Source organism: Pseudomonas sichuanensis, assembly GCF_003231305.1.
In the GTDB taxonomy this organism is placed as follows: Bacteria; Pseudomonadota; Gammaproteobacteria; order Pseudomonadales; family Pseudomonadaceae; genus Aquipseudomonas; species Aquipseudomonas sichuanensis.
This window is the reverse complement of sequence record NZ_QKVM01000023.1, coordinates 40,700-66,071: the sequence shown is the minus strand read 5'-3', so window position 1 is coordinate 66,071 and position 25,372 is coordinate 40,700. Positions and strand designations below refer to the sequence as shown.

Here is a 25,372-nt window from a genome sequence, read left to right as displayed (position 1 = left end):
GCCATCGCGGGGCAAGCCCGCTCCCACAAAGACTCCAGCGCTTATTCCACCGCGCTGTCCGGGAACTGGTCCTGGATGTACTTGATCTCGGTGCGCCCATGGGCGGCCGGCAAGCCATCTTCACCCAGGTTGACGAAGACCATCTTGTCCACCGTGAGAATGGCCTTGCGGCTGATCTTGTTGCGCACTTCGCACTTGAGGGTGATGGAGGTGCGGCCAAACTCGGTGGCGGTGATGCCCAGCTCGATGATGTCGCCCTGGCGCGAGGCGCTGACGAAGTTGATTTCGGAAATGTACTTGGTCACCACACGCTGGTTGCCCAGCTGGACGATGGCGTAGATCGCCGCCTCCTCGTCGATCCAGCGCAGCAGGCTGCCGCCGAACAGCGTGCCGTTGGGGTTGAGGTCTTCGGGTTTTACCCATTTGCGGGTGTGAAAGTTCATCGTGACTCCTGACCTGCCAGTTTGACGTGCGGTAATGATGGCAGACCGGCGAGTCACGCTCCATTTACCATCGACTATCGTCGCGATTAATCGACAGAAAGTCTTGGGTGTGTCACACGCGCACGGCTATAATCGCTGCCGATCAAAATGGCCCCCGCAGCGGTGGCCATCCCGCCACCCGACCGAGGGGCGCTGCAGCAGGTTCGTCCTGTCAGGCTCGGTTGGGGCGTTGTCCGCCTAGCGGACGCTCAACGCACAACGGCGCCCATTCGCACACTACGAATGGAGGCTCTTGATGAGCGCTGCAAACACGCCTGCCGGCTTTACCGATTTCAAAGTCGCCGACATCTCCCTGGCCGCCTGGGGCCGTCGCGAAACCATCATCGCCGAGTCGGAAATGCCTGCACTGATGGGCCTGCGTCGCAAGTACCTGGCCGAGCAACCGCTCAAGGGTGCGAAGATCCTGGGCTGCATCCACATGACCATCCAGACCGCCGTGCTGATCGAAACCCTGGTCGCCCTGGGTGCCGAAGTGCGCTGGTCGTCCTGCAACATCTTCTCCACCCAGGACCAGGCCGCCGCTTCGATCGCTGCCGCCGGTATCCCGGTTTTCGCCTGGAAAGGTGAAACCGAAGAAGAGTACGAGTGGTGCCTGGAGCAGACCATCCTCAAGGATGGCCAGCCATGGGATGCCAACATGATCCTCGACGACGGCGGCGACCTGACCGAACTGCTGCACAAGAAGTACCCAGCCGTCCTGGACCGCGTCCACGGCGTGACCGAAGAAACCACCACCGGCGTTCACCGCCTGCTGGACATGCTGGCCAAGGGCGAGCTGAAAGTCCCGGCGATCAACGTCAACGACTCGGTCACCAAGAGCAAGAACGACAACAAGTACGGCTGCCGTCACAGCCTGAACGACGCCATCAAGCGTGGTACCGACCACCTGCTGTCGGGCAAGCAAGCCCTGGTGATCGGCTACGGTGACGTGGGCAAGGGCTCGGCCCAGTCCCTGCGTCAGGAAGGCATGATCGTCAAGGTCACCGAAGTCGACCCGATCTGCGCCATGCAGGCCTGCATGGACGGCTTCGAGCTGGTCTCGCCGTTCATCGACGGTAACAACGACGGCACCGAAGCGAGCATCGACAAGGCCCTGCTGGGCAAGATCGACCTGATCGTCACCACCACCGGTAACGTCAACGTCTGCGACGCCAACATGCTCAAGGCCCTGAAGAAGCGCGCCGTGGTGTGCAACATCGGTCACTTCGACAACGAGATCGACACGGCCTTCATGCGCAAGAACTGGGCGTGGGAAGAGGTCAAGCCGCAGGTGCACAAGATCCACCGCACCGGCGCTGGCGACTTCGACCCGCAGAACGACGACTACCTGATCCTGCTGGCCGAAGGCCGCCTGGTGAACCTGGGCAACGCCACCGGTCACCCAAGCCGCATCATGGACGGTTCGTTCGCCAACCAGGTCCTGGCCCAGATCTTCCTGTTCGAGCAGAAGTACGCCGACCTGTCGGCCGAGAAGAAAGCCGAGCGCCTGACCGTAGAAGTACTGCCGAAGAAACTCGACGAAGAAGTGGCCCTGGAAATGGTCCGCGGCTTCGGCGGCGTGGTCACTAAACTGACCAAGCAGCAAGCCGACTACATCGGTGTGACCGTCGAAGGCCCGTTCAAGCCGCACGCCTACCGCTACTAAGCGGCTGGCTGCCGGCATCAGGCACACGCCCGATGCCGGCAGGCAACGTTTCGAACCGATGTCCGAGCCAGGCCGGCCCCCACCGCCCTGGCTTTTATTTGCAGGCAGCAGCCGATGGCCCACTGCCGAAGGAACGAGTGATGTCACAAGAACGCCGCTACAGCTTCGAATTCTTCCCCACCAAGACCGACGCCGGCCACGAAAAGCTGATGGGCGTCGCCCGCCAGCTGGCCAGCTACAACCCGGACTTCTTCTCCTGCACCTACGGTGCCGGTGGTTCCACCCGCGACCGCACGCTCAACACCGTGCTGCAGCTGGAGAACGAAGTGAAGGTGCCCGCCGCCCCGCACCTGTCCTGCGTGGGTGACAGCAAGGACGACCTACGTTCGCTGCTGGCCGAATACCAGGCCGCAGGCATCAAGCGCATCGTTGCCCTGCGTGGCGACTTGCCTTCGGGCATGGGCATGGCCAGCGGCGAGCTGCGTTACGCCAGCGACCTGGTCGAGTTCATCCGCCAGGAAACCGGCGATCATTTCCACCTGGAAGTGGCCGCGTACCCGGAGATGCACCCACAGGCACGCAATTTCGAGAGCGATCTGGCCAACTTCGTGCACAAGGTCAAGGCCGGTGCCGACAGCGCCATCACCCAGTACTTCTTCAACGCCGACAGCTACTTCTACTTTGTCGAGCGCGCACAGAAGCTGGGCGTGGACATCCCGGTGGTACCCGGCATCATGCCGATCACCAACTACAGCAAGCTGGCGCGCTTCTCCGACGCCTGCGGCGCCGAGATCCCGCGCTGGATCCGCAAGCAGCTGGAAGCCTATGCCGACGACACCGCCAGCATCCAGGCCTTCGGTGAAGAAGTGATCACCCGCATGTGCGAGCAACTGCTGCAAGGCGGCGCACCGGGCCTGCACTTCTACACCCTGAACCAGGCCGAGCCGAGCCTGGCGATCTGGAACAACCTGAAACTGCCGCGCTGAAAATCGTCGCCATGAAGAAGGCTTTGGCTTAGGCTAAAGCCTTCTTCATTTTTGCCTCGCGATAGGTTAATGGCCCGTATGCAGCACCCAGTCTCCGCCAATCCTCAGCTTGTCTACCTGGCATTCGGCCCGGCCACCTATCACCAGGAAGCCTGTTTCAGCATCGTCAGCGCCCTCGCGCACCTGCGCAGCACGCCTGGCGAAGCCATCGACATCCAGGTCTACACCGACAACCTCGAGCCCTATCGCCAACTGCCGGTAACCGCCCACCTGCTGGACGAAGCCACCCGCAAGGTCTGGAACCAGCCCCACGGCTATCACTTTCGCAGCAAGCACGTGCTGATCCGCCAGATCCTCGAACAGCACCCGCTGGCGGTGCTCATCGACACCGATACCTTCTTCCGCGCCTCGCCCATGCAGCTGTTCCGCCGCGTCGTGCCCGGCACACTGCTGTGCAACGCCATCGGCGGGCGTTTTGGCGACAACCCGCACTGCGTACTGCACCAGGTTCTGGCGGGCCTCCTCGAGGAGCGCGGCCTGGCCGATGAGCAGATGCCGCTGCTCAACTCCGGCGTGATCGGCCTGAACGCCAGCGACGCGGCGCTGCTCGACCAGTCCATCGCCCTGATGGACGAGTTCCACCCGCTCGCTCCGAAAGCCTACACGCTCGAGGAATTCTGCCTGGCGGTGGCGGCCTATCGCACACTCAAGGTCAGCGCGTGCACCGACGTCATCCACCACTACTGGAGCCGCAAGGCCCAGTTCCGCGCCAAGATCCAGGCCTGGCTGCGCAAGCACGGCGAAGCCATGCTGAGCGAGGCGGCGCTGGCCGATGTGCCACTGGTCAACGACCAACTGCCACGGCCACCCACCCTGCACCGCTTGAGCTACAAGGCATTGACCTACATGCTCCCCGACCAGCATCGGCAGTTCGCCCGCGAACTGCTGTACGGCTGCTACCCATATGCCAACGAATTCGACCGCGCCTGCGCCTCGGCCTGGTGGGACAAGGCCCTGGAGAACCTCAGCCAGCGTCATGGCCGGCCAAACCCGGAGCAACTGCGACGCTGCCTGCGCCATCCAGGCCTGCGCCTGTCACTGGGCAGCCGCCGCGGCGAAGTCGAGTCCCACCTGCTGAATCAGCACCAAGGCTGATCGGCATGCCGGGCACGCCATCGCGGACTCGCCAGCCTTGACCCTGCCCCGCGCCCTGCTCAGCCTGTTACGCCCCTTAAGCCTGTTGCTGCTTGCCTGCCTGAGCCCACTGGCGCACAGCGAACGCCTGCGCATCGTCAGCGACGACTGGGCGCCCTACCTCTATCAGGAGAACGGCCAGCCCAAGGGCATCGACTACGAGGTTACCAACGAAGTGTTCAAGCGCCTCGGGGTCGATGTGCAATGGGAGTTCATGCCCTGGAAGCGCTGCCTGGCGATGATCCAGCAGGGCTTGGCCGACGGTGTGATGGACATCTTCCGTGTCGACTCGCGCGAGGCCTACATGGTCTACCCGGACGAGCCGATGTCCGACGTCGAGTTCGTCCTGTACCAGGCCCGTACCCGCCGCCATGCCGTGCAGGCACTCGAAGACCTCGCCGGCCTGACCGTGGGCACCTCACCGGGGTACGCCTACGGCGATGCCTTCAACGAATCCACGCTGTTTCGCCGCGAATCGGCGCCCAGTCACGAAGCCAACTTCGGCAAGCTGGCGCTGGGGCGCATCGACCTGCTGATCACTGACCGCAAGGTCGGGCGCTACCTGAGCCGCAGGCTCGGGCTTGCCCAGCAGGTCGAAGCGCTGCCTCTGGTGATCGCCCGCCAGACCCAATACCTGGGCCTGGCCCGCAAGCCGGGCCGCGAGCAACTGGCCCAGGCGTTCTCCGATGAGCTGCGACGCTTCAAGCTGGAGCCCGGTTACGCCGCCATCAATGCGCGCTATATCGGCGAAGACACTATTCCTTTCGCCGTTGAGCAGCAGGAACGCAGCACGCGCTGATTGCTCTGTTATACTCGGGCCTTCCCGCCCGGCTCACGCCCGGACGCTCGGCCTCACTGCAGGCATCTCGAGCAGCGGCGCAGCACACACAGTGCCCACCCGCCACCGCCAGGATGCACAGTAAACGCCCAGCTGGACCGGACGCGATCGCATCCCTCCGATGCCCGTCGCGCCAGGCAGAACACCCCATAGGGCCTAGCCCCCACGAGAACAGGATTGCCCATGTCCTTTGCTTCCCTCGGTCTCTCCGAGGCACTTGTCCGCGCTATCGAAGCCGCGGGCTATACCCAGCCCACTCCAGTGCAACAGCGGGCCATTCCCGCCGTGTTGCAAGGCCGCGACCTGATGGTTGCCGCCCAGACAGGTACAGGTAAAACCGGCGGCTTCGCGCTCCCTATTCTCGAGCGCCTGTTCCCGGGTGGCCACCCCGACAAATCGCAACGCCACGGCCCACGCCAGCCACGCGTGCTGGTGCTGACCCCGACCCGTGAGCTGGCAGCGCAAGTGCATGACAGCTTCAAGGTCTATGCCCGCGACCTGAACTTCATCAGCGCCTGCATCTTCGGCGGCGTCGGCATGAATCCGCAGGTCCAGGCCATGGCCAAGGGCGTCGACGTGCTGGTGGCCTGCCCTGGTCGCCTGCTCGACCTGGCCGGCCAGGGCAGCGTCGACCTGTCCCACGTCGAGATCCTGGTGCTGGACGAAGCAGACCGCATGCTCGACATGGGCTTCATCCACGATGTGAAGAAAGTGCTGGCGCGCCTGCCGGCCAAGCGCCAGAACCTGCTGTTCTCGGCCACCTTCTCCAAAGACATCACCGACCTCGCCGACAAGCTGCTGCACAACCCCGAGCGCATCGAGGTCACGCCGCCGAACACCACCGTCGAGCGTATCGAGCAGCGCGTCTACCGCCTGCCCGCCAGCCACAAGCGCGCGCTGCTGGCACACCTGATCACCCTCGGTGCCTGGGAGCAGGTGCTGGTGTTCACCCGTACCAAGCACGGCGCCAACCGCCTGGCCGAGTACCTTGAAAAACACGGCCTGACCGCCGCCGCGATCCACGGCAACAAGAGCCAGAACGCGCGCACCAAGGCGCTGGCCGACTTCAAGGCCAACACCGTGCGCGTGCTGGTGGCCACCGATATCGCCGCCCGTGGCCTGGACATCGACCAGTTGCCCCATGTGGTCAACTTCGAGTTGCCCAACGTCGAGGAAGACTACGTTCACCGCATTGGCCGTACTGGCCGTGCCGGCCGTTCCGGCGAAGCCATTTCGATGGTCGCCCCGGATGAAGAGAAGCTGCTCAAGAGCATCGAGCGCGTCACCAAGCAGAAGATCCCGGATGGCGACTGGATGGGCTTCGATGCTTCGCAAGTCGAGGCAGAGAAACCGGAGGTGCGCGAGCGCCAGCCAAACGCCGGTCGCGGTGGCCGCAACCAGCAGGCGCGCGGCGAAGGCAAGAAAGAAGGCAGCGGCGGGCGCAAGGACAAAGGCAAGGATCAAGGCAAGAGCAAGCCGGCAGCCGAGAAGTCGGCTGACAAGGACAAGGCCGACGACAAGCCGCAGCAGGGCCGCCAGCGCAAGCCTCGCGATGGCAAACCCCGCCAGCAGCAGGGCGGCCAAGGCCAGAAAGTTGCGCAACCAGCGCCAGCCAACCGTGATCCCGAAGAGTTCCTGGACGACGACGTCGACAACTTTGGCAACCGTGCCGACTACGTCAGCCCCTACCAGAACACCAAGAACCAGGGCCGTAATCGTCGCCCGGGTGGTACTGGCGGCCAGGGCCAAGGCCAAGGTCAGCGTAGCGGTGCCGGCGGCCAGGCTCAGGGCCAGGGTCGCGGCAATGGCCAGCAGCGCCAGGGCCAAGGGCAGAACCAGGGCTCGGGCGAAAAACGCGCCCGTAACGGTGGCGGCAGCAATGGCGGCGCCCGTCGCGACAACAACGGTGGCCGTAACCGGCGTGACGATTCGGCCCGCCAAGAGCCGGCCGTGCGCAATCCGCGCGATTCGCAGCCGGCACCGGTCATCATCCGCAAGGAGTCCAAGCTCGATCGTTACCCAACGCCCGAGCAACTGGATGACCTGCCAAGCCGCCCACGCGGTGAGCGCCCGGCGCTGTTGACCCGCAAGGGTTAACAAGCGATCGCGGGGCAAGCCCGCTCCCACAAAGCCAGGCTGGCTGTTGTGGGAGCGGGCTTGCCCCGCGATGAGGCCAGAAATGAAAACGCCGCCCAATGGGCGGCGTTTTCGTTACCGAGGCAAATTACTTCTGCTTCACGCCTTCAACACTGATGTCCAGGTCGAGGGTCTGGGAAGTCGCGCCCGGGCCCTTGATGCCAAAGTCATTCAGGTTGAGGGTGGTGGTGGCGTTGAAGCCGGCACGCTCGCCGCCCCATGGGTCCTTGCCCTCACCGTTGAAGGTGGCCTTGAAGGTCACAGGCTTGGTCACACCGTGCATGGTCAGGTCGCCGGTCACGTCGGCGGTCTTTTCACCAGTGGACTTGACGCTGGTGGAAACGAACTTGGCTTCCGGGTACTTCTTCACATCCAGGAAGTCTTTGCTGGCGATGTGCTTGTCACGCTCGGCGTGGTTGGACCACAGGCTGGCGGTTTTCAGATCGACGTTGATCTTGCTGGCCTCGGGCTTGGCGCTGTCCCAGGTGAAGTTGCCGTCGAAGTCCTTGAAGGTGCCGTGGATGAAGCTGTAACCCAGGTGGCTGATTTTCCAGTCGACGAACGCGTGCTGGCCTTCCTTGTCGATCTTGTATTCGGCGGCCATGGCCTGGCCGGCGGAAAGCAGAGCGGTACCGAGCGCCAGAGCGGCAAAAGTCTTTTTCAACATCCTTACTTCCTTCCTTTGCAATTGAGGTTGAGAGTCAAGCTTTGCGGCCCAGCATACGAGTCAGGGTCGCGTCACGGTCGATGAAATGGTGCTTGAGTGCCGCCAGTGCATGGAGCACGGCAAAGATCACCAGGCCCCAGGCCAGCCACAAATGGATGACCCCGGCAGTGTCGGCCTGGTCAGGCAGGTCGCTGATCAATGCCGGCACCTCGAACAGCTCGAACACCGGGATGCCGACGCCGTCGGCGGTAGAGATCAGGTAACCGGCGATCATCACCGCGAACAGCCCCAGGTACAGCGCCAGGTGCCCGAGTTTGGCGGCCAGGCGCGTCACCTTGCCATGGTTGGCCGGTGCCGGCGGCGGTGGACTGACGAAACGCCAGATTACGCGCAGCAGCATCACCGCCAGCAGCACCAGACCAATGCTCTTGTGCAGGTCGGGCCCGGACTTGCGCCACGGATCGTAGTAATCCAGACCGACCATCCACAGCCCCAGGCCGAACAACCCGAAGACCGCCAGCGCCACACCCCAGTGCAGGACGATGCTGACCAGGCCATAGCGAGAAGATGAGTTGCGCAGTTGCATGTTGGCGTATTTCCCCGTGAAAGCTGTGCACAAGACTAGCGGGTAACGTATCGAATAAAAGCGTAAAAAATTGCTTGGGATTATCGAGAAATCCGATAACAATTTTGCAAGCTTGCCATTAAGGAAACGTTAACGATAGCCGCTGGCGGTCTGGACGCCAGGGTAGTTATGCCTGGCCCGACCCCATCGCCGGCAAGCCGGCTCCCACACGGACCGCACCAAATTCAAAGCTATGGGAGCCGGCTTGCCGGCGACGGGGCCTGGCAGGGCGACGGCGAAGGCTCAGTCAGCCTTGGCCTGGCTGTTCACCACCGCCTTCTTCGCCGGCTCGCTCTTGGCCGTGGCTTTCTTCACCGGCGCAGGCTTGGCAGCAGGTTTGTGTGCCTGCTTGGCTGCCGGCTTCTGCGCAGCAGGCTTGGCCGGCGCGGCTTTGGCAGGGGCGGCCTTGACCGGCTCTTCCTTGGCCACCACGGCAGGGGCTGCCGGAGCCGGAGCCGGAGCCGGAGCCGGAGCCGGAGCCGGCGCCACCTCTTCAACCTTGGCGACCGGCGCGGCCTTGACCTCTGGCTTGTCGCCAGCACCGAACAGACGCGAGAAGAACCCCGGTTTGTCCTGCTTGGCCTCTTCAACCTTCACCGGTTCTGGCTTGGCAGGCGCCTTCTCGGCCTTGTCCGACGAGCCGCCGAACAGGTTGGAGAAGAAACCGCCCTTGTCCTTGGCCGCCGCTGCCGCCACGGTACCTGCCGCTGCGGTGGCTGCGACCGCTTTGACCGGGTCGAACGACTTGCCCGCCGCCAGGTCCTGCACTTGGCCTGCGGCGCGCTGGCCACTGCGCAGGGCACCTTCAAGGGTGCCCGGGTACAGCGCGTCGGTGTGTTCGCCGGCAAAGGTGATGCGTTGCACCGGGCGCTCCCACAGGCGCCAGTACTTGCTGATCTGGCCGGGGCCGAAGGCCAGGTAGGCACCACCCATGCCGGCGTCGGTGCTGTAGCGGCGCACTTCGTAGCCGGTGAAGGCACCACGGGCCTGCGGATAGAACGCATGCAGGCGGATCAGCACCTGATCGACCATCTGCTTGTCGCCGAACGCCTGCAGCAGGCGGGCATTGTCACCGGACAGGTTGATCACCACGTTGGCGCCACCCTTGAGCGCCGGCTCGATCCACAGCATGCCCAGGCCGGTATTGCTGAAGATTTCACCCGACATGCGCGCGCGGCTTTCCCAGACCGGGCTCTTGAACTTGAGCATCAGCTGGTCGCGCCAGCCGTAGTTGGTGCCCTTGAGCGCGGCCAGGTGCTGGTTGTCCAGGCCCGGGGTCATCTGGATCTTGGCCAGCGCGCGCAGCGGCACGGCCATCACCAGGTAATCGGCCTGGTAGCCGACCGAGCCGACCTTGACCGTCACGCCGTCCTTGTCCTGAACGATGGCAGTGACCGGCGAGCTGGTCTTGATGGTCTTGAGCTGCTTGACGAAGGCCTGGGCCAGCACCGGGCTGCCACCGGGCAGGCGTGCGGCGCGCAGGTCACGGTCGCTGACATTGCGGTACACACGGCTCTGCTGGGCGAAATACAGCAAGGACAGGCGCGACGGTTCGTCGTATCGGGTGCGGATCTGCTGGTTCACCAACTGACGCGCGGTCGCAGGCAATTGCAGCTTGTCGAGCCAGGTCGAGACGTTGATCTGGTCGAGGGCGAACAGGGTGCTGTTGGCCGCCGGGTTCAGTGGGTCCTCGATCGAGCGCGCCAGGTCATCCAGGGTCTTCTCATAGCGCTTGAGCGCCTCGGCCGTGGCCGGCTGCTTGGTGGCCAGGTCGGTGGCGCTGAAATACTCGCCGTCGATCAGGTAGCCAGGGGTACGGACGAATTCCGGCGCGGGCAAGGTACCGACCTTGAAGCGCTCCAGGTACTGGTTGAGCACCGGCTGGGTCTTGTTGTTGCCGATCCACTCGCTGGTGGCCAGGCCCGAACGCCCGCCCATGCCCGCCTTGGCTTCCAGCAGGGTGACCTGCCAGCCCTTGCTCTGCAGCTCATAGGCGGCCGTCAGGCCCGCCAGGCCACCACCGACGACGATCGCCGTCTTGTCCTTGGCCAGCGCGCCAGCGCTGGACACACCAATCAATACCAACGCGCACAGGCGCACCCAAGCAGCAGCCATGTCGGCGAACTCCGGTTCAGAAATCACTGAGAAAAAAGGGGAGGAATACCCCAGGGAAAGTAGCGCTAAGAATACGTCAGGTCCGCACACCCTGCCAGTTGGTCGCAGCAAGTGCTTTTAGCGGCTGGGATTTTTGTCTGAAGCCGCCCTGTAGCAATGCATCCGGCGGTTGTCCCGCCTGCCCGCTTTGCTTAGGCTTACGCGGTCAAGCCACGCCGCCAAGCCAGGAGAAGTGCCCATGGGCCTCAACGATCAGTGGATGCAACGCGACCTCAAGGTCCTGTGGCACCCCTGCACCCAGATGAAAGACCACGAGCAGCTGCCGCTGATCCCGATCAAGCGCGGCGAAGGCGTATGGCTCGAGGACTTCGAGGGCAAGCGCTACCTGGACGCGGTCAGCTCCTGGTGGGTCAACGTGTTCGGCCATGCCAACCCACGCATCAACCAGCGCATCAAGGACCAGGTCGACCAGCTCGAACACGTGATCCTGGCCGGTTTCAGCCACCAGCCGGTCATCGAACTGTCCGAGCGCCTGGTGGCCATGACCCCGGCCGGCCTGGACCGGGTGTTCTACGCCGACAACGGCTCGTCGTGCATCGAAGTGGCGCTGAAGATGAGCTTCCACTACTGGCAGAACATCGGCAAACCTGGGAAGAAGCGCTTCGTTACCCTGACCAACAGCTACCACGGCGAAACCATCGCCGCGATGTCGGTGGGTGACGTGCCGCTGTTCACCGAAACCTACAAGGCGCTGCTGCTGGACACCATCAAGGTACCCAGCCCGGACTGCTACCTGCGCCCCGAGGGCATGGGCTGGGAGGAACACTCGCGCAACATGTTCGCCGCCATGGAGCAGACCCTGGCCGAGCACCACGCGACCATCGCCGCCGTGATCGTCGAGCCGCTGATCCAGGGCGCCGGCGGCATGCGCATGTACCACCCGGTCTACCTCAAGCTGCTGCGCGAGGCCTGCGACCGCTACGACGTGCACCTGATCCACGACGAGATCGCCGTGGGCTTCGGCCGCACCGGTACGATGTTCGCCTGTGAACAGGCCGGCATCCGCCCGGACTTCCTGTGCCTGTCCAAGGCGCTGACCGGCGGCTACCTGCCGCTGGCCGCCTGCCTGACCACCGACAAGGTCTACCAGGCCTTCTACGACGACTACCCGACCCTGCGCGCGTTCCTCCACTCGCACAGCTACACCGGCAACCCGCTGGCCTGTGCCGCCGCCCTGGCGACCCTGGACATCTTCGAGCAGGACAACGTGATCGAGGCCAACAAGGCCCTGTCGGCACGCATGGCCAGTGCCACCGCGCACCTGGCCGACCATGCCCACGTCGCCGAGATCCGCCAGACCGGCATGGCCCTGGCCATCGAGATGGTCCAGGACAAGGCCAGCAAGGCCGCCTACCCCTGGCAGGAGCGTCGCGGCCTGAAGGTGTTCGAGCACGCCCTGACCCGTGGCGCGCTGTTGCGCCCGCTGGGCAGCGTGGTGTATTTCCTGCCGCCTTACGTGATCACCCCGGAGCAGATCGACTTCCTCGCCGAAGTGGCCAGCGAAGGTATCGACATTGCTACCCGCGACAGCGTCAGTGTGGCGGTACCGGCCAACTTCCACCCCGACTTCCGCGATCCGGGCTAATCCTCCGTGGGAGCGGGCTTGCCCCGCGATGGCGTCAATCCATGCCTGCGCCATCGCGGGGCAAGCCCGCTCCCACGAGCCCCGTCCAAATTTCAGAGCATTGACATGAGACTCTCCCGCTTCTTCATCGACGCCCCCCTGGCCCTCGGCGAGCACGACCTGCCCGAAGCCCAGGCCCACTACATCGGCCGCGTGCTGCGCATGGCTGCCGGCGACGCCGTGCAGTTGTTCGACGGCAGCGGCCAGGAATACCTTGGCCAACTGCTCGAGGTCGGCAAGAAAAGCGTGCGCGTCAGCCTCGACCAGGCCCTCCCCGGCCAGGCCGAATCGCCCCTGCACATCCACCTCGGCCAGGGCCTGTCCCGTGGCGAGCGCATGGACTGGGCCATCCAGAAAGCCACCGAACTGGGCGCCAACGAAATTACCCCGATCGTCAGCGAACGCTGCGAAGTACGCCTGAAGGACGAGCGCGCCGACAAACGCCTGGCCCACTGGCGCCAGGTGGCCATCAGCGCCTGCGAGCAGTGCGGCCGCTCGACCCTGCCGGTGATCCACCCGCCGCTCACCCTGGCCGAATGGCTCAAGGCCTGCGAGGCCGACCTCAAGCTGGTGCTGCACCCGGTGGCCGAGCCGTTGACCAGCCACCCCAAGCCCGCACGCCTGGCCTTCCTGATCGGCCCCGAAGGCGGCCTGAGCGATGCCGAAGTCGAGCAGGCCAAGGCCGCCGGCTACCACGCCGCCCGCCTCGGCCCGCGCGTGCTGCGCACCGAGACCGCGCCGGTGGTGGCGCTGTCGGTAGCGCAACAGCTGTGGGGCGATTTCTAACTGACGTAGAAGAACACCGCGACGAAGTGCATCAGGCTGCCGGCGATGACGAACAGGTGCCAGATGCCGTGCCAGTGGCGGAACCGGCTGTCGAAGGCGAAGAACAGGATGCCGACGGTGTAGAACACGCCGCCGGCCGCCAGCCAGGTGAAGCCGGCGGTGCCCAGGCTGTACAGCAACGGCTTGACCGCCACCAGCACGATCCAGCCCATCACCGCATAGATGACGATCGACAGGATGCGCGCCTCCGAGCGCGGCTTGATCTCCTGCAGCATGCCGATCAGCGCCAAGCCCCAGACCACCCCGAACAGGCTCCAGCCCCACGGCCCGCGCAGGCTGACCAGGCAGAACGGCGTGTAGCTGCCGGCGATCAGCAGGTAAATCGACAGGTGGTCGAGCTTGCGCATGACCCGCTTCGCCCTGCCGCGGGTGCTGTGATAGAGGGTGGAGATGCTGTAGAGCAGCAGCAGGGTGAAGCCGTAGATGGAAAAGCTGACGATCTTCCAGGGGTCACCCTGCAGGCCCGCGACGACGATCAGCCACACCGCGCCGATGCAGGCCAATACCGCGCCGACCAGATGGGTCCAGGCGTTGAAACGTTCACCGTAATACATGCAAGCACAGACCTCCGAGGGCCAGCAGGGTTCCTGACGGCCTCATCGCGGGGCAAGCCCGCTCCCACGGTTTGCTCTCGAGCGTGGGAGCGGGCTTGCCCCGCGATAGGGCCGGGACTGCCTACATCCTAACCAAGGCCAGGTTGCAATTGCGCGTCACGCACCATCCGTTCCAGCGCCGCCAGGTCCGGCACCCGCGCCACCTGCTCGCCCACCTGCACCGCCGCCAGCTCCAGCGCGGCCAGCGGCACATCCACGTAATTGAGCTGGCTGTCGAGCTTGCACGAACGCGGAATCCCCTGCAGCAGCAGCGCCAGGTAACGCAGCCCGGTATCGCCCAAGGCATTGAGCACGACGATCCGCGCTCGCTCACCGCACGGGGTATGCCCACCGCAGGCGGCCTCGAAACCGACCAGCGGCAAACGCTGCTGGCGCCAGTCGACCCAGCCCAGGTGCCAGCCGGGCTCGCCCGGCTCACAGGCGATGGCGCGCTGGCCGATCAATTCGGCCACCGCCACGTTCGGCAGCACCAGGGCACGGTCGCCCAGGGGCAGCAACAGCCCGGTCAGGCTGCTGCGCTGGCCGGCGATATGGTCAAGCATGGTGCTGGCTCCAGTGGGCGATGCTCTGCAACAGGACCGACTCCTGGTACGGCTTGCCAAGGTACTCGTTGACGCCGATGGCCATGGCCCGCTCACGGTGCTTCTGCCCCGTGCGCGAGGTGATCATGATGATCGGCAGCTGCTTGAGGCGCTCGTCACGGCGGATGCGCGTGGCCACTTCGAAGCCGTCCATGCGCGGCATCTCGATATCCAGCAACAGCACATCCGGGCGGTGCTCTTCGAGCAGGGCCATGGCATCGACACCGTCCTTGGCGGTCAGCACGCTCATGCCGTGGCGCTCCAGCAGGCGGCTGGTGACCTTGCGCACGGTCACCGAGTCATCCACCACCATCACCAGCAACGCCCGGCGCGGCGCAGGCCCGGTCAGCGCGCGCTGGCCGTCGCCGGCACCCGGCAGGCGCGCCAGGCGCCGTTGCTGGCCGCGCAACTGGCCCAGCAGGTCGAGAATCAACACCACCCGGCCATCGCCCAGCAGCGTCGCCCCCGACAGCCCCGGCACGGCCGCGAACTGCGGCCCGAGGCTCTTGACCACGATCTCGCGGCTGGGCGACAGGCTGTCGACCTGGATGGCGAACGACTGCTCCTGGGAGTGGGTGAGCAGCACCGGCAGCGGCACGCTCTGGCCCAGCAGCCCGGGCTGGCCACCGCCCTGCACCAGCTCGCCGAGATAGCGCAGGGCATAGTCGTGGCCGGCGTAGGTGTAGCGCGGCGGGTCGAGGCGGTAGCAGGCCTCGAGCTCTGCGGCCGGCACCCGCACTATCCCTTCGATGGTGTTGAGCGGGATGGCGTACTGCTCGTCGCCCAGGTGCACCATCAGCGCCCGGTTCACCGACACGGTGAACGGCAGGCGGATGAGAAAACGCGCGCCCTTGCCAGGGCTGGACTCGATGCTCATCGAACCGCCCAACTGCTTGACCTCTTCATGGACCACGTCCATGCCCAGGCCGCGCCCGGAAATCTGGGTGATCTTTTCGGCCGTGGAAAACCCGGGGCGCAAGATGAACTGCAGGATCTCGTGGTCGCTCAAGCGCGCAAGGGGGTCGAGCAGGCCGCGCTTGATCGCCTTGTTGCGCACCGCCTCCAGCGGCACCCCGGCGCCGTCATCGCTCATTTCGATGACGATGTCGGCGCCTTCATGCAGCAGGTTGAGGTGGATGGTGCCCAGTTCCGGCTTGCCGGCAGCCAGGCGCGCCTCGCGGCCTTCCAGGCCGTGGTCGACGGCGTTGCGCAGCATGTGCTCCAGCGGCGCCACCATGCGCTCCAGCACACTGCGGTCGAGCTCGCCCTCGGCGTTGCCGACCACCAGCTCGACTTGCTTGCCCAGCTCGCTGGCCACCTGCCGCACCACCCGCTGCAAGCGCGGCACCAGGCGTTCGAACGGCACCATCAGGGTGGCGGTCAGGCCTTCCTGCAACTGGCTGTTGACCCGTGCCTGCTGCTGCAGAAGGCTGTGGGTTTCCTGCGAGCGCTGCAGCAAGGTTTCTTTCAGGTCGAGCAGGTCCGACGCCGATTCGAACAGGGCCCGCGACAGCTGCTGCAGCTGCGAGTGGCGGTCCATTTCCAGCGGGTCGAAATCGTCGTAGGCATCGCCCTCGAACTGCTGGCGGCTGGATATGCGTCCCTGGGTTTCGATGTCCAGGCGCAGCAGCTGGTCGCGCATGCGCTCCAGCGTGGTCTCCATTTCGTTGAGGGCGAACTGCGCATCGTTGACCTGCTGTTCGATGCGCCCACGGATCACCGTATGCTCGCCGGCCAGGTTGCCCAGGTCGTCGAGCAGCTCGGCATCGACCTTGATCATGTCCCCGGCCCGCTCCGGCGCGGCGGCCGGCAGCTCGGCGGGCGTGGCCTCGACCTGCGGCGCAGCGGCAGCGCTGTCGGTCAGCGCGGCGCTGGAGAAGTTGCGAATGTAGTCGATCAGCGCCGTGGCGGCATGCAGCGGCTGGCCCAGGCGCACGGCATCGAGCATGTGGGCCAGGCGGTCGTGGCAGTTCTGCAACAGGCTGAACAAGGCCGGCGTCGGCGGCAGTCTGCCGGCGGCCAGCAACTCGTAAAGAAATTCCAGTTCATGGGCCAGGTCGCCAATCGCGGCGATCTCGACCATCCGCGCGCCGCCCTTGAGGGTGTGCAGGTCACGCAGCAGGTTCTCCAGCTCGACCGTGCTACGCGGGTCGGCCTGCCAGCGGTCCAGGGCATCGGCGGCGCTCTCGACGATGTCCGAGCTCTCTTCGAGGAAGACTTCCAGCAGCTCCTTGTCGCCTGCGGCCTGGGCCTGCTCTTCGAGCGTGCCGGGCAGCTCGGCCGGGCTGGGCGGCGGCGCGGTCTGGCGAAACTCGCGCAGCTCGCCCAGCAGCGTCACTGCCGAGACCGGCGCCTCGCCCTGGCGCAGGCTGTGCAGCATTTCGGCCAGTGCCGCATGGCTGCGCCGCAGCAAATCGAACAGTACCGGGCTGGCCCCGTGGCGGCGGTCCACCAGCCCTTCGTAAAGCAGCGCCAGCTCCTGGGCGAGCACTTCCACCGCGCCGATCGCGGCCATCTGCGCCCCACCCTTGAGGGTTAGGGCATCATGCTGCAGCGAAGACAGCACCGAGACGTTGCCCGGCTCGCTTTGCCACTGTTGCAGGGCCTGGTTGGCGCTGTCGAGGATATCCCCGGTCTCCTCCAGGAACAGTTCGACCAAGGCTGGCGCCGGCAACGGCGTCACCCCCTCGGCGCCGACCACACCCATCACCGACGGGTCGAGCGCATCGTCGAGCAGCCCGCGCAAGGCCGCCAGGCACTCGGGGCGCGCGTTCAGGTCCTGCCCGGCGGCGATCTCGTCGAGCATGTCGAGCAGCACTTCATGGGCCTGGCCGGCCACTTCGAAGAACCTCGGCGTGGCCGCCAGGCTGCCCTCTTCCACCGCGCCATACAGGTCGAGCAAGCCTTCGCAGATTTCATCCACCTGCCACAGCTCGGCCTGGTGGGCGGCATGGCTGAGGCTGGTCATGGCATCCAGCAAGGGGTCCAGCGCCTGACGCAGCGCCGGCTGTTGCTGCCAGTGCGCCAGCTGCGCCTCGGCGTCGAGCAGGGTGTCCATGCCGGCGGCCAGGAAAGCGGCGATCAACTGCGGATCGCGACGGCTGCGGCGCACCTGGTGGGGGTCGCTGTGCAGCTGCGCCAGGCGTGCATCGACGGTCTGCCCGACCTGTTCGATCAGCCCGGCGGCACCGGGGATCGGCGCCAGCGGCGTGTTGCCCAGTTGCGCCAGCCCCAGGTGGAACAAGGCCCTGGCCGCTTCCAGCAGTTCGATTTCCACCAGCAGCAGGGGCAGTTCGTGGCCCTTGTACTCACGCACCAGGCGGTCGAGCGCGGTGGCAAGCTCGGCCACCGGCATCACCCCGGCCATGGCCGCACTGCCCTTGAGCGTGTGCAGCGCGCGCTGCAGGCCGTCGCTGACCGGAGTGCCTTCGGCGCTGGCCGTGTGCAGGAAGGCATCGAGGCCGGTCAGATGGCCCTGGGCCTCGTTACGGAAGATCTCCAGCAGTTGCGGGTCGAGCCCGTCGATGCTGGCGCCGGGCGCCGCGTCGTTGAGCGCCAGCGCATGCAGGTGGGCGGCCAGTTGCTCGATCTCGGCGCTGGCCGGCAACTGGCTGGCGGCGAAATCGGCCAGCAAGTCGGGCAGGCGCACGAACACCTGCTGCAGCGCGACCAGCCCCTCGGCGCTGAGCGCGATGCGCCCCTCCAGCACCCGGTTGAGCAGGTGCTCGGCGCCCCATGCCAGCTCCGCCACGGCCTCGGCATGGACCATGCGCCCACTGCCCTTGAGGGTATGCAAGGCGCGCCGCACTTCGATCAACGCATCGCGCAGGCTGTTGTCAGCGCGCCAGCGTAGCCAGTGGCGTTCGATTTCCGGCAGCAGCTCGCCGGCTTCTTCGAGGAATACGTCGCGCAGCTCGTCATCGATGCCATCCACGGCCCGGCCGCTGCTGGCCGACGGCTCCAGCGCCTGGCACTGCACACCCAGTGCTGCCAGGCTGGCGCGGGCCATCTCGATGAAGGGTTGCGCATCGGCCAAGGGGTCGGCCACGCGCCATTGGAGGTATGCCTCGGCGGCGCACAGCGCGTCGGCCAGGTGCGCCAGCTCATCGGGCAGTGGCTCGTCCTCCAGGTGCACCAGCCAGCCCTGCACGTAACCGGCGGCCCCCGCGAACACCTCGGCGGCGGCCGGCAGCATCAGCATCGCCAGGGCGCCGCGCACCTGCTGCAACAGCCCCGGCAGGGCTTGCAGACGTTGGCGCGACCAGTCCGACTCGAGGCAGTCGCCAATCAGGTCCTTGGCCTGCTGCAAGACGTTGAGCGACTCGTGCAGTACCAGCTGGCGGATCTCGGCAAGGTCCGAGCCGGGCAGGCTGCCCGGCTGGCTTTCTTCCAGCGGGCCGACCATGCCGTTGAGCGTCGCTTCCACATACAGCAACGCCCCGGCCACATCCATCAGCACCGCTTCATTCACGCTGTCGTCCTGCTCCACCAAGGCCTGCAACGCCAGCACCTGGTCGATGATCACCCGCCGCGGCTGCTGGAAGCCCAGCACCGCCAGGGTATCGGCCACGTGGCGCAGCGGTGCGATCAAGGCTTGCAGCGGCGCGCGCGGCGGCCGCTCGTCACTGACCAGGGGGTCGAGCTGGTCCTTGATGCGCATCAGGTCGTCGCACAGGGCCGACACCACCGAACGCAGGGCATCGCGCCCGGCACCGGCCTGCATGTGCTCGCGCCAGTTGCCCAGCGACAGGTCGAGGTTGGCCAGGTCTTCGGCACCGGCCAGGCGCTGGCCGAGCTCACCCAGGAGGCTGCCCTGGGCCAGCGGCTCGGCGCCCCGGCATGCGCGCAGCTGGTTGAGCAGCGGCATTACCACCAGCGGCAGGTCGTGGCGCGCACCGCGCAGCCGGTCAAGGTACGGCGGCAGTTGCTCCAGGCCCCGGAACAGCGCGCCCAGGCACTCGCCACGGGGGCTGACCTGGCCCTCGGCCATGGCCCGCCCGAGCAGTTCCAGCTCTTCGGCCAGGCGCGTGGCGCCGGGCAATTCGAGCATGCGCAGGCAACCGTGCACCTGGTGCAGGTTGTCGACGAAGAAGGTCAGGTTCGACAGGTCGTCCGGCGCCCCGGTGAAATGCTCCAGGGCCTGACGCGCCTGGCCCAGGCAATCGAGGATGGGCGCCTTGGTCCAGGCCAGGGCGACCGTGTCGTGCCGTTCGCTGTTCACCGCCACCGACGTCATGGGCGCCTCCATCACTGACGCTCGGCCGCAGCCGGCAGGGTGAAGCCCGACACCGAGCGGCGCATTTCACTGGCCATGCGCGCCAGGTGGCGGATGCTGTCGGCGGTGGCGCCGGAACCGGCGGAGGTCTGCGCGGTGATCTGCTGGATCACCGCCATGGTGTGGGAGATCTGCCCGGCGGACGAAGTTTGCAGCTGGGCAGCGTCGGAGATGCTGTGGATAAGCTCGGCCAGGGTCTGCGATACCCCTTCGATCTCGGCCAGCGCCACCCCGGCGTCCTGCGCCAGGCGCGCGCCGCGCACCACTTCGGCGGTGGTCTGCTCCATGGAAATCACCGCCTCGTTGGTATCGGCCTGGATGGTGCGCACCAGCGCCTCGATCTGCCGGGTGGCCGACGACGAACGTTCGGCCAGGCGCTGCACTTCGTCGGCGACCACGGCAAAGCCGCGCCCGGCCTCGCCGGCCAGCGAGGCCTGGATCGCCGCGTTGAGGGCGAGGATGTTGGTCTGGTCGGCAATGTCGTCGATCAGGCTGACAATGTCGCCGATTTCCTGGGAAGACTCACCCAGGCGCTTGATCCGCTTGGCGGTGTCCTGGATCTGCTCACGGATGTTGTCCATGCCATTGATGGTGTTGTGCACCACCTCGTTGCCCTTGTTGGCGATGGCGACCGAACGCTCGGCCACCTTGGCCGACTCGTAGGCGTGGGCCGATACCCGGTCGATCGACTCGACCATGTCGCCCACCGCCTCGGAGGCCTCGCTGATCTGCGCGGCCTGGTGCTCGGAGGCCTTGGCCAACTGGCGCGCGGTGTTCTGGGTGTCCTGCACGGCGGCGGCGACCTGCTCGGCGCTGTGGTTGATGGTGGCGACCAGGTCGCGCAGCTGGTCGACCGAGTAGTTGATCGAGTCGGCGATGGCGCCGGTGAAGTCCTCGGTGACCGCCACCGTGACGGTGAGGTCGCCGTCGGCCAGCTCTTCGATTTCGTCGAGCAGGCGCATGATCGCCTGCTGGTTGCGTTCGTTCTTCTCGGCGGTTTCGCGCAGCTGGCGGTGGGTGGCGCGCACCATCACCAGGCCGATGAGGATGATCGAGGCCAGCGCCAGCAGGCCCAGCACGTAGCCGCCGACGGTGTCGAGGGTGCGCCCGCTGGCCAGGTTTTCGAAGCCGTTGGCCAGGTGCGAGGCCTCGTCGAGCAGGGTTTGCGAGAGGCTGAAGATGTTGCCGGCGGCTTCGCGCACACGGAACAGCTCGGGCGAGGTTTCGAGAATTTCGTCTACCGAGCCGGCAACGAACTGGAACAGCTCGGCGATTTCAGCCAGGCGTGCGCGGGCATCGGCGTCTTCGACCCGGGTCACCTGGATCGCCGGGTTGCCGGCGAGCATGCCTTCGAGCACCTGGCCGAAACGGCTGGCGTCGCGGCCGAAGGTGTCGGCGGCCTGCACCGAGCTGTCGTCGCCGGCCAGCACGGTATTGACCGAGCCAAGAATGCGCTCGGCCAGCAACAGCTGGCGCTGGGCCACCGCCACCTGGCTGGCCGGGGCACCGCTTTGCAGCAGGATCTCCACCACCTTTTCGTACTCGACCTGCAACTGCGGCACGGTCTCGGCCAGGGTGGCCGCCACCTGGTGCAGCGACAGCACGGTCTGTTCGCTGGCCAGGATGGTGTCGGTGTTCTTGCGCAGGTTTTCCCAGTCCTGGCGCACCGCGTCCATTTCGTCGCGCACGGTGGCCGGGGCGGCGGGCAGGCCGGTGGCCTTGTCGCCCTCGCGCAGGTAGCTCCAGCGCCGCTCGAAATCGTTGCGCGCATCACTGAGCAATCGGAATGCCAGGGCCTTGCCGGCTGCCGCCTCGGTGGCGTTCTTGGCGATGCGCTGGGACAGCACGCGCAGCTCGCCGGCGTGGCCGATGTATTGCTTGTCGTGGTTGGCCTGGGTGTTGAGGTAGGCGAAGTTGGCGAACAGCAGCACGATCGACAGGATCAGCACCACGAACAGCACGGTGATCTGCGCGCTGCTGCGCGGGCGCTGGGCCACGGCGGCGGGGGAAACGGAGGGGCCAGGCTTGTTCACGTCGAAAGTCCTCTACAACGCCACATCGAGAAAGCCCGGTGCCTGGGCCAGGGCGAACGGGCTGAAGATCGCCCAGTTGCGCTCACGGGGGAAATGCCCCTGCACGAAGGGTGCGGCGGCGCGGATCAAAGGCTGCGGCGGCGACAGTTCGAGGCTGCTCAGGGCGAAGTGCTGCAGGCCCACCACCTCGTCCACCAGCAGCCCGGCGAACAGCTCTTCGTGGTCCAGCACCAGCACCCGCCGCTGCTTGCCCGCCGCGGCAGGGCCAAGGCCGAAGAACGCGCTCAGGTCCATCACCGGCAACAGCCGCCCGCGCAGGTTGGCCACCCCGCGCACCCAGGGCTGTACCCCCGGCACCCGGCTGCTGCGCGGCTCACGCAGCACTTCGGCAATCTCACCCATAGGCGCGACGAACCATTGCCCGGCAATGCGAAAGCCGATGCCGCTCCACTGCTGCAGACGGGTGTCCTGGGGCGGCTGGTCGGCCACCAGCAGGCGGCAACGCCGGTCGATGTCCAGCAGCAGCTCGAAGGCGGTCAGTGCCGCGCCCTGAGGGCGAGTGGTCAAGCGCCGAGCACCTCGACCAGCTTGGCGATCAGCGCGTCTTCTTCCACGGGTTTGGTCAGAAAGTCGCGGGCGCCCTGGCGCGTGGCCCAGATGCGATCGGTTTCCTGGTCCTTGGTGGTGACCACGATCACCGGGATGGCGCTGGTTTCCGGGTCCTTGCTCAGCTGGCGGGTGGCCTGGAAACCGTTCATGCCGGGCATGACGATGTCCATCAGCACCGCATCGGGCTTCTCCTGACGGGCCAGGGCCACGCCGTCGGCGCCGTTGCTGGCCTTGAGCACCTGGTGGCCGTGTTTTTCCAGCCACTCGGTCAAGCGGTACATCTCGGTCGGCGAATCGTCGACAATCAGAACTCGGGCCATGCTGTTTCCCCATGAGGAACGTGAGACGCCGCCTTTGGCTGGGGCGGCGTCAGGGTGCGATTGGGTCCTGCGCGGCGAAACCGGGCACATGGGCGCGGATTGCGTCGAGCAGTTCTTCCTTGCTGAAAGGTTTGGTCAGGAACTGGTCGGAGCCGACCACCCGGCCGCGGGCCTTGTCGAACAGGCCGTCGCGCGAAGAAAGCAGGATCACCGGGGTGTCCTTGTAGGCGCTGTTGTGTTTGATCAGCGCGCAGGTCTGGTAGCCGTCCAGGCGTGGCATCAGCACATCGACGAAGATGATCCGCGGCTTGTGGTCGATGATCTTGGCGAGGGCATCGAAGCCATCGCTGGCGGTGATCACCTCGCAGCCCGCCTCGCCGAGCAACATCTGGGCAGTGCGGCGGATCGTGCGCGAATCGTCGATCACCATCACCTTCAGGGGTTGTTCCATAGTTGCGCTTCTGCCTGGTCGCGAATTCGCCGAAGGGCCGTGCAGGCCACGTGCCAGGCCTTTTTAGCACACTCCGCAGGGCCATTCCATCTGCCCGCCCCCTTGACCGGGCGCGCGCCCGGCGCCACCCTGAGCCACTTTTTCGTGCCATCGCGGCCACCCGCCGCCAAGAGGAATTACCCCATGAGCATTCGCCTCGGGATTGTCATGGACCCTATCGCGTCCATCTCCTATAAAAAGGACAGCTCGCTGGCCATGCTGCTGGCCGCCCAGGAACGTGGCTGGAGCCTGTTCTACATGGAACAGCGCGACCTGTATCAGGGCGAAGGCAAGGCCCGCGCGCGGATGCGCCCATTGAAGGTGTTCGCCGACCCGGCGCGCTGGTTCGAGCTGGGCGACGAGCAGGACAGCCTGCTCAGCGAGCTGGACGTGATTCTGATGCGCAAGGACCCGCCGTTCGACATGGAGTTCGTCTACAGCACCTACCTGCTGGAGCAGGCCGAGGCCGACGGCGTGCTGGTGGTCAACCGCCCGCAGAGCCTGCGCGACTGCAACGAGAAGCTGTTCGCCACACTGTTCCCGCAGTGCACGCCGCCGACCCTGGTCAGCCGCCGCCCGGACATCATCCGTGAGTTCGCCGCCAAGCACGGCGACGTGATCCTCAAGCCGCTGGACGGCATGGGCGGCACTTCGATCTTTCGCCACCGGGTCGGCGACCCCAACCTGTCGGTGATCCTCGAAACCCTGACCGCCCTGGGCGCCCAGCAGATCATGGCCCAGGCCTACCTGCCGGCGATCAAGGACGGCGACAAGCGCATCCTGATGATCGACGGCGAGCCGGTGGACTACTGCCTGGCGCGCATCCCGGCCAGCGGCGAGACCCGCGGCAACCTGGCCGCCGGTGGCCGTGGCGAAGCCCGCCCGCTGAGCGACCGCGACCGCTGGATCGCCGCGCAGGTTGGCCCAACGCTGCGCGAAAAGGGCCTGCTGTTCGTCGGCCTGGACGTGATCGGCGAGCACCTCACCGAAATCAACGTGACCAGCCCGACCTGCATCCGCGAGATCGACGCCGCCTTCAACACCAATATCGGCGGCAAGCTGATGGATGCCATTGATCGCAAGCTGCAAGCGCGCTGACCGAGGACAGGTGGCAACACCGCCCAGTGGGGTATGATGCCGGTCCTTTTCGACTGAGCTGCTACCCCGCTTAGGGTTTGCCTAGCGGTTGCTGGATACCCGATGACGCTCCCCGCCGACATCCCCGTTGACCTGCTGCCACCGCGCGTTCGCCCGGTGGACCGGCTCGGCTTTACCTTGTTCCTGGCCGCGCTGGTGCACCTGGCGCTGATCCTGGGCGTCGGTTTCACGGTGATCAAACCCGCTGAAATCCGCCACACCATGGACATCACCCTGGCCACCTTCAAGAGCGAGAAGGCGCCCGACAAGGCCGATTTCCAGGCCCAGGAAAACCAGCAGGGCAGCGGCACCCTGGACAAGAAAGCGGTACCCAAGACCACCGAGGTGGCGCCGTTCCAGGACAGCAAGATCAACAAGATCACCCCGCCGCCGGCCGCGAAAGTAGAGTCGCCGCCCGCGCCGTCGAAGTCCGTGGTTGCCACCCAGGCGCCGAAACCGCAGAAAGTCGAGCCCAAGCCGAAGGAAAGCAAGCCACAGCCCAAGGCTGAGGCGAAGGTGCCGGACTTCGACAGCTCGCAGTTGTCCAGCCAGATCGCCAGCCTTGAGGCCGAACTGTCCAACGAACAGCAGCTGTACGCCAAACGCCCACGCATCCATCGCCTGAATGCGGCCTCGACCATGCGCGACAAGGGCGCCTGGTACAAGGAAGAGTGGCGCAAGAAGGTCGAGCGCATCGGCAACCTCAACTACCCCGACGAAGCACGACGCCAGCAGTTGTACGGCAGCCTGCGGTTGATGGTGTCGATCAACCGCGATGGTTCGCTGTACGAAGTGCTGGTGCTGGAATCGTCCGGCCAGCCGGTACTGGACCAGGCGGCCCAGCGCATCGTGCGGCTGGCCGCGCCGTTCGCGCCGTTTACCGGAGACATGGCGGAGTTTGATCGGTTGGAGATCATCCGCACCTGGCGGTTTGCCCGCGGGGACAGGCTGTCGAGCAATTGATTTCAAGCCTGCCAAATCCCTGTGGGAGCGGGTTTACCCGCGAACACCGGCGAAGCCGGTGCCATACACCGCGCTGCCTGCTTCGCGGGTAAACCCGCTCCCACAGGGCTG

The 25,372-nt window shown here is 65.9% G+C and carries 20 protein-coding genes and 1 riboswitch; of the genes, 9 read left to right on the top strand and 11 right to left on the bottom strand.

Annotated elements, in window-relative coordinates; translation table 11 throughout:
* Positions 1-41: 41 nt before the first annotated feature.
* The gene (locus DM373_RS14160; RefSeq protein ID WP_110994163.1) at positions 42-443 is read right to left on the bottom strand and encodes an acyl-CoA thioesterase; all 402 of its coding nucleotides are present in this window, start codon (positions 441-443) and stop codon (positions 42-44) included.
* A 178-nt stretch (positions 444-621) separates the two neighbouring features.
* A riboswitch (S-adenosyl-L-homocysteine riboswitch) is annotated at positions 622-717 on the top strand.
* Between the two features lie 21 nt (positions 718-738).
* On the opposite strand from DM373_RS14160, the gene ahcY reads away from it, so the two are divergent.
* The 5 genes from ahcY (at position 739) to rhlE2 (ending at position 7,263) form a co-directional block, all read left to right on the top strand.
* A complete protein-coding gene (gene ahcY, locus DM373_RS14155; protein ID WP_110994162.1) occupies positions 739-2,148 on the top strand; it encodes an adenosylhomocysteinase in 1,410 nt (469 codons plus the stop codon).
* A gap of 140 nt (positions 2,149-2,288) precedes the next feature.
* Positions 2,289-3,134 (top strand): methylenetetrahydrofolate reductase [NAD(P)H], encoded by an 846-nt coding sequence (gene metF / locus DM373_RS14150; RefSeq protein ID WP_110994161.1) that lies wholly within the window; start codon positions 2,289-2,291, stop codon positions 3,132-3,134.
* A 78-nt stretch (positions 3,135-3,212) separates the two neighbouring features.
* A complete protein-coding gene (locus DM373_RS14145; protein ID WP_110994186.1) occupies positions 3,213-4,289 on the top strand; it encodes a hypothetical protein in 1,077 nt (358 codons plus the stop codon).
* A 37-nt stretch (positions 4,290-4,326) separates the two neighbouring features.
* Complete coding sequence (locus DM373_RS14140; protein ID WP_425272582.1) at positions 4,327-5,127, top strand: substrate-binding periplasmic protein; 801 nt, start codon at positions 4,327-4,329, stop codon at positions 5,125-5,127.
* A 222-nt stretch (positions 5,128-5,349) separates the two neighbouring features.
* Positions 5,350-7,263 carry an RNA helicase RhlE2 gene (gene rhlE2 / locus DM373_RS14135; protein WP_208642800.1) on the top strand — a complete coding sequence of 638 codons (1,914 nt, stop codon included), beginning with the start codon at positions 5,350-5,352 and terminating at the stop codon, positions 7,261-7,263.
* Positions 7,264-7,390: 127 nt separating this feature from the next.
* On the opposite strand, the gene DM373_RS14130 is transcribed toward rhlE2, so the two are convergent.
* The 3 genes from DM373_RS14130 to DM373_RS14120 all read right to left on the bottom strand — a co-directional run bounded on the left by DM373_RS14130 (position 7,391) and on the right by DM373_RS14120 (position 10,709).
* Positions 7,391-7,969, bottom strand: a complete 579-nt coding sequence (locus DM373_RS14130) for a YceI family protein (RefSeq protein ID WP_110994160.1) — start codon at positions 7,967-7,969, stop codon at positions 7,391-7,393.
* Between the two features lie 34 nt (positions 7,970-8,003).
* Positions 8,004-8,555 (bottom strand): cytochrome b, encoded by a 552-nt coding sequence (locus DM373_RS14125; protein ID WP_110994159.1) that lies wholly within the window; start codon positions 8,553-8,555, stop codon positions 8,004-8,006.
* A gap of 282 nt (positions 8,556-8,837) precedes the next feature.
* Positions 8,838-10,709 carry a flavin monoamine oxidase family protein gene (locus DM373_RS14120; protein ID WP_110994158.1) on the bottom strand — a complete coding sequence of 624 codons (1,872 nt, stop codon included), beginning with the start codon at positions 10,707-10,709 and terminating at the stop codon, positions 8,838-8,840.
* A 238-nt stretch (positions 10,710-10,947) separates the two neighbouring features.
* Between DM373_RS14120 and DM373_RS14115 the strand changes: the two genes are divergently transcribed.
* Both DM373_RS14115 and DM373_RS14110 read left to right on the top strand, forming a co-directional pair.
* Positions 10,948-12,354, top strand: a complete 1,407-nt coding sequence (locus DM373_RS14115; protein ID WP_110994157.1) for an adenosylmethionine--8-amino-7-oxononanoate transaminase — start codon at positions 10,948-10,950, stop codon at positions 12,352-12,354.
* A gap of 105 nt (positions 12,355-12,459) precedes the next feature.
* Positions 12,460-13,179 carry a 16S rRNA (uracil(1498)-N(3))-methyltransferase gene (locus DM373_RS14110; RefSeq protein ID WP_110994156.1) on the top strand — a complete coding sequence of 240 codons (720 nt, stop codon included), beginning with the start codon at positions 12,460-12,462 and terminating at the stop codon, positions 13,177-13,179.
* Here the strand turns inward: DM373_RS14110 and trhA are convergent.
* The 7 genes from trhA to pilG all read right to left on the bottom strand — a co-directional run bounded on the left by trhA (position 13,176) and on the right by pilG (position 23,122).
* The gene (gene trhA, locus DM373_RS14105; RefSeq protein ID WP_110994155.1) at positions 13,176-13,793 is read right to left on the bottom strand and encodes a PAQR family membrane homeostasis protein TrhA; all 618 of its coding nucleotides are present in this window, start codon (positions 13,791-13,793) and stop codon (positions 13,176-13,178) included. The genes DM373_RS14110 and trhA overlap by 4 nt on opposite strands.
* Positions 13,794-13,921: 128 nt before the next feature.
* On the bottom strand, positions 13,922-14,395 hold the full coding sequence (locus DM373_RS14100) for a chemotaxis protein CheW (RefSeq protein ID WP_110994154.1): 474 nt from the start codon (positions 14,393-14,395) through the stop codon (positions 13,922-13,924).
* Complete coding sequence (locus DM373_RS14095; protein ID WP_110994153.1) at positions 14,388-19,670, bottom strand: Hpt domain-containing protein; 5,283 nt, start codon at positions 19,668-19,670, stop codon at positions 14,388-14,390. Before DM373_RS14095 ends, DM373_RS14100 begins: the two co-directional genes overlap by 8 nt.
* A gap of 11 nt (positions 19,671-19,681) precedes the next feature.
* A complete protein-coding gene (locus DM373_RS14090) occupies positions 19,682-21,706 on the bottom strand; it encodes a methyl-accepting chemotaxis protein (RefSeq protein WP_390966087.1) in 2,025 nt (674 codons plus the stop codon).
* Between the two features lie 48 nt (positions 21,707-21,754).
* Complete coding sequence (locus DM373_RS14085; RefSeq protein ID WP_110994151.1) at positions 21,755-22,309, bottom strand: chemotaxis protein CheW; 555 nt, start codon at positions 22,307-22,309, stop codon at positions 21,755-21,757.
* A complete protein-coding gene (gene pilH, locus DM373_RS14080; RefSeq protein ID WP_110994150.1) occupies positions 22,306-22,671 on the bottom strand; it encodes a twitching motility response regulator PilH in 366 nt (121 codons plus the stop codon). Before pilH ends, DM373_RS14085 begins: the two co-directional genes overlap by 4 nt.
* Before the next feature lie 49 nt (positions 22,672-22,720).
* Complete coding sequence (pilG, locus tag DM373_RS14075; RefSeq protein ID WP_110994149.1) at positions 22,721-23,122, bottom strand: twitching motility response regulator PilG; 402 nt, start codon at positions 23,120-23,122, stop codon at positions 22,721-22,723.
* Between the two features lie 183 nt (positions 23,123-23,305).
* Here pilG and gshB point away from each other — a divergent pair, with 183 nt between their 5' ends.
* Positions 23,306-24,259 (top strand): glutathione synthase, encoded by a 954-nt coding sequence (gshB, locus tag DM373_RS14070; protein ID WP_110994148.1) that lies wholly within the window; start codon positions 23,306-23,308, stop codon positions 24,257-24,259.
* A gap of 102 nt (positions 24,260-24,361) precedes the next feature.
* Entirely contained in the window at positions 24,362-25,261 is a 900-nt protein-coding gene (locus DM373_RS14065; protein ID WP_110994147.1) for an energy transducer TonB, read from the top strand.
* The last annotated feature ends 111 nt before the right edge of the window (positions 25,262-25,372 follow it).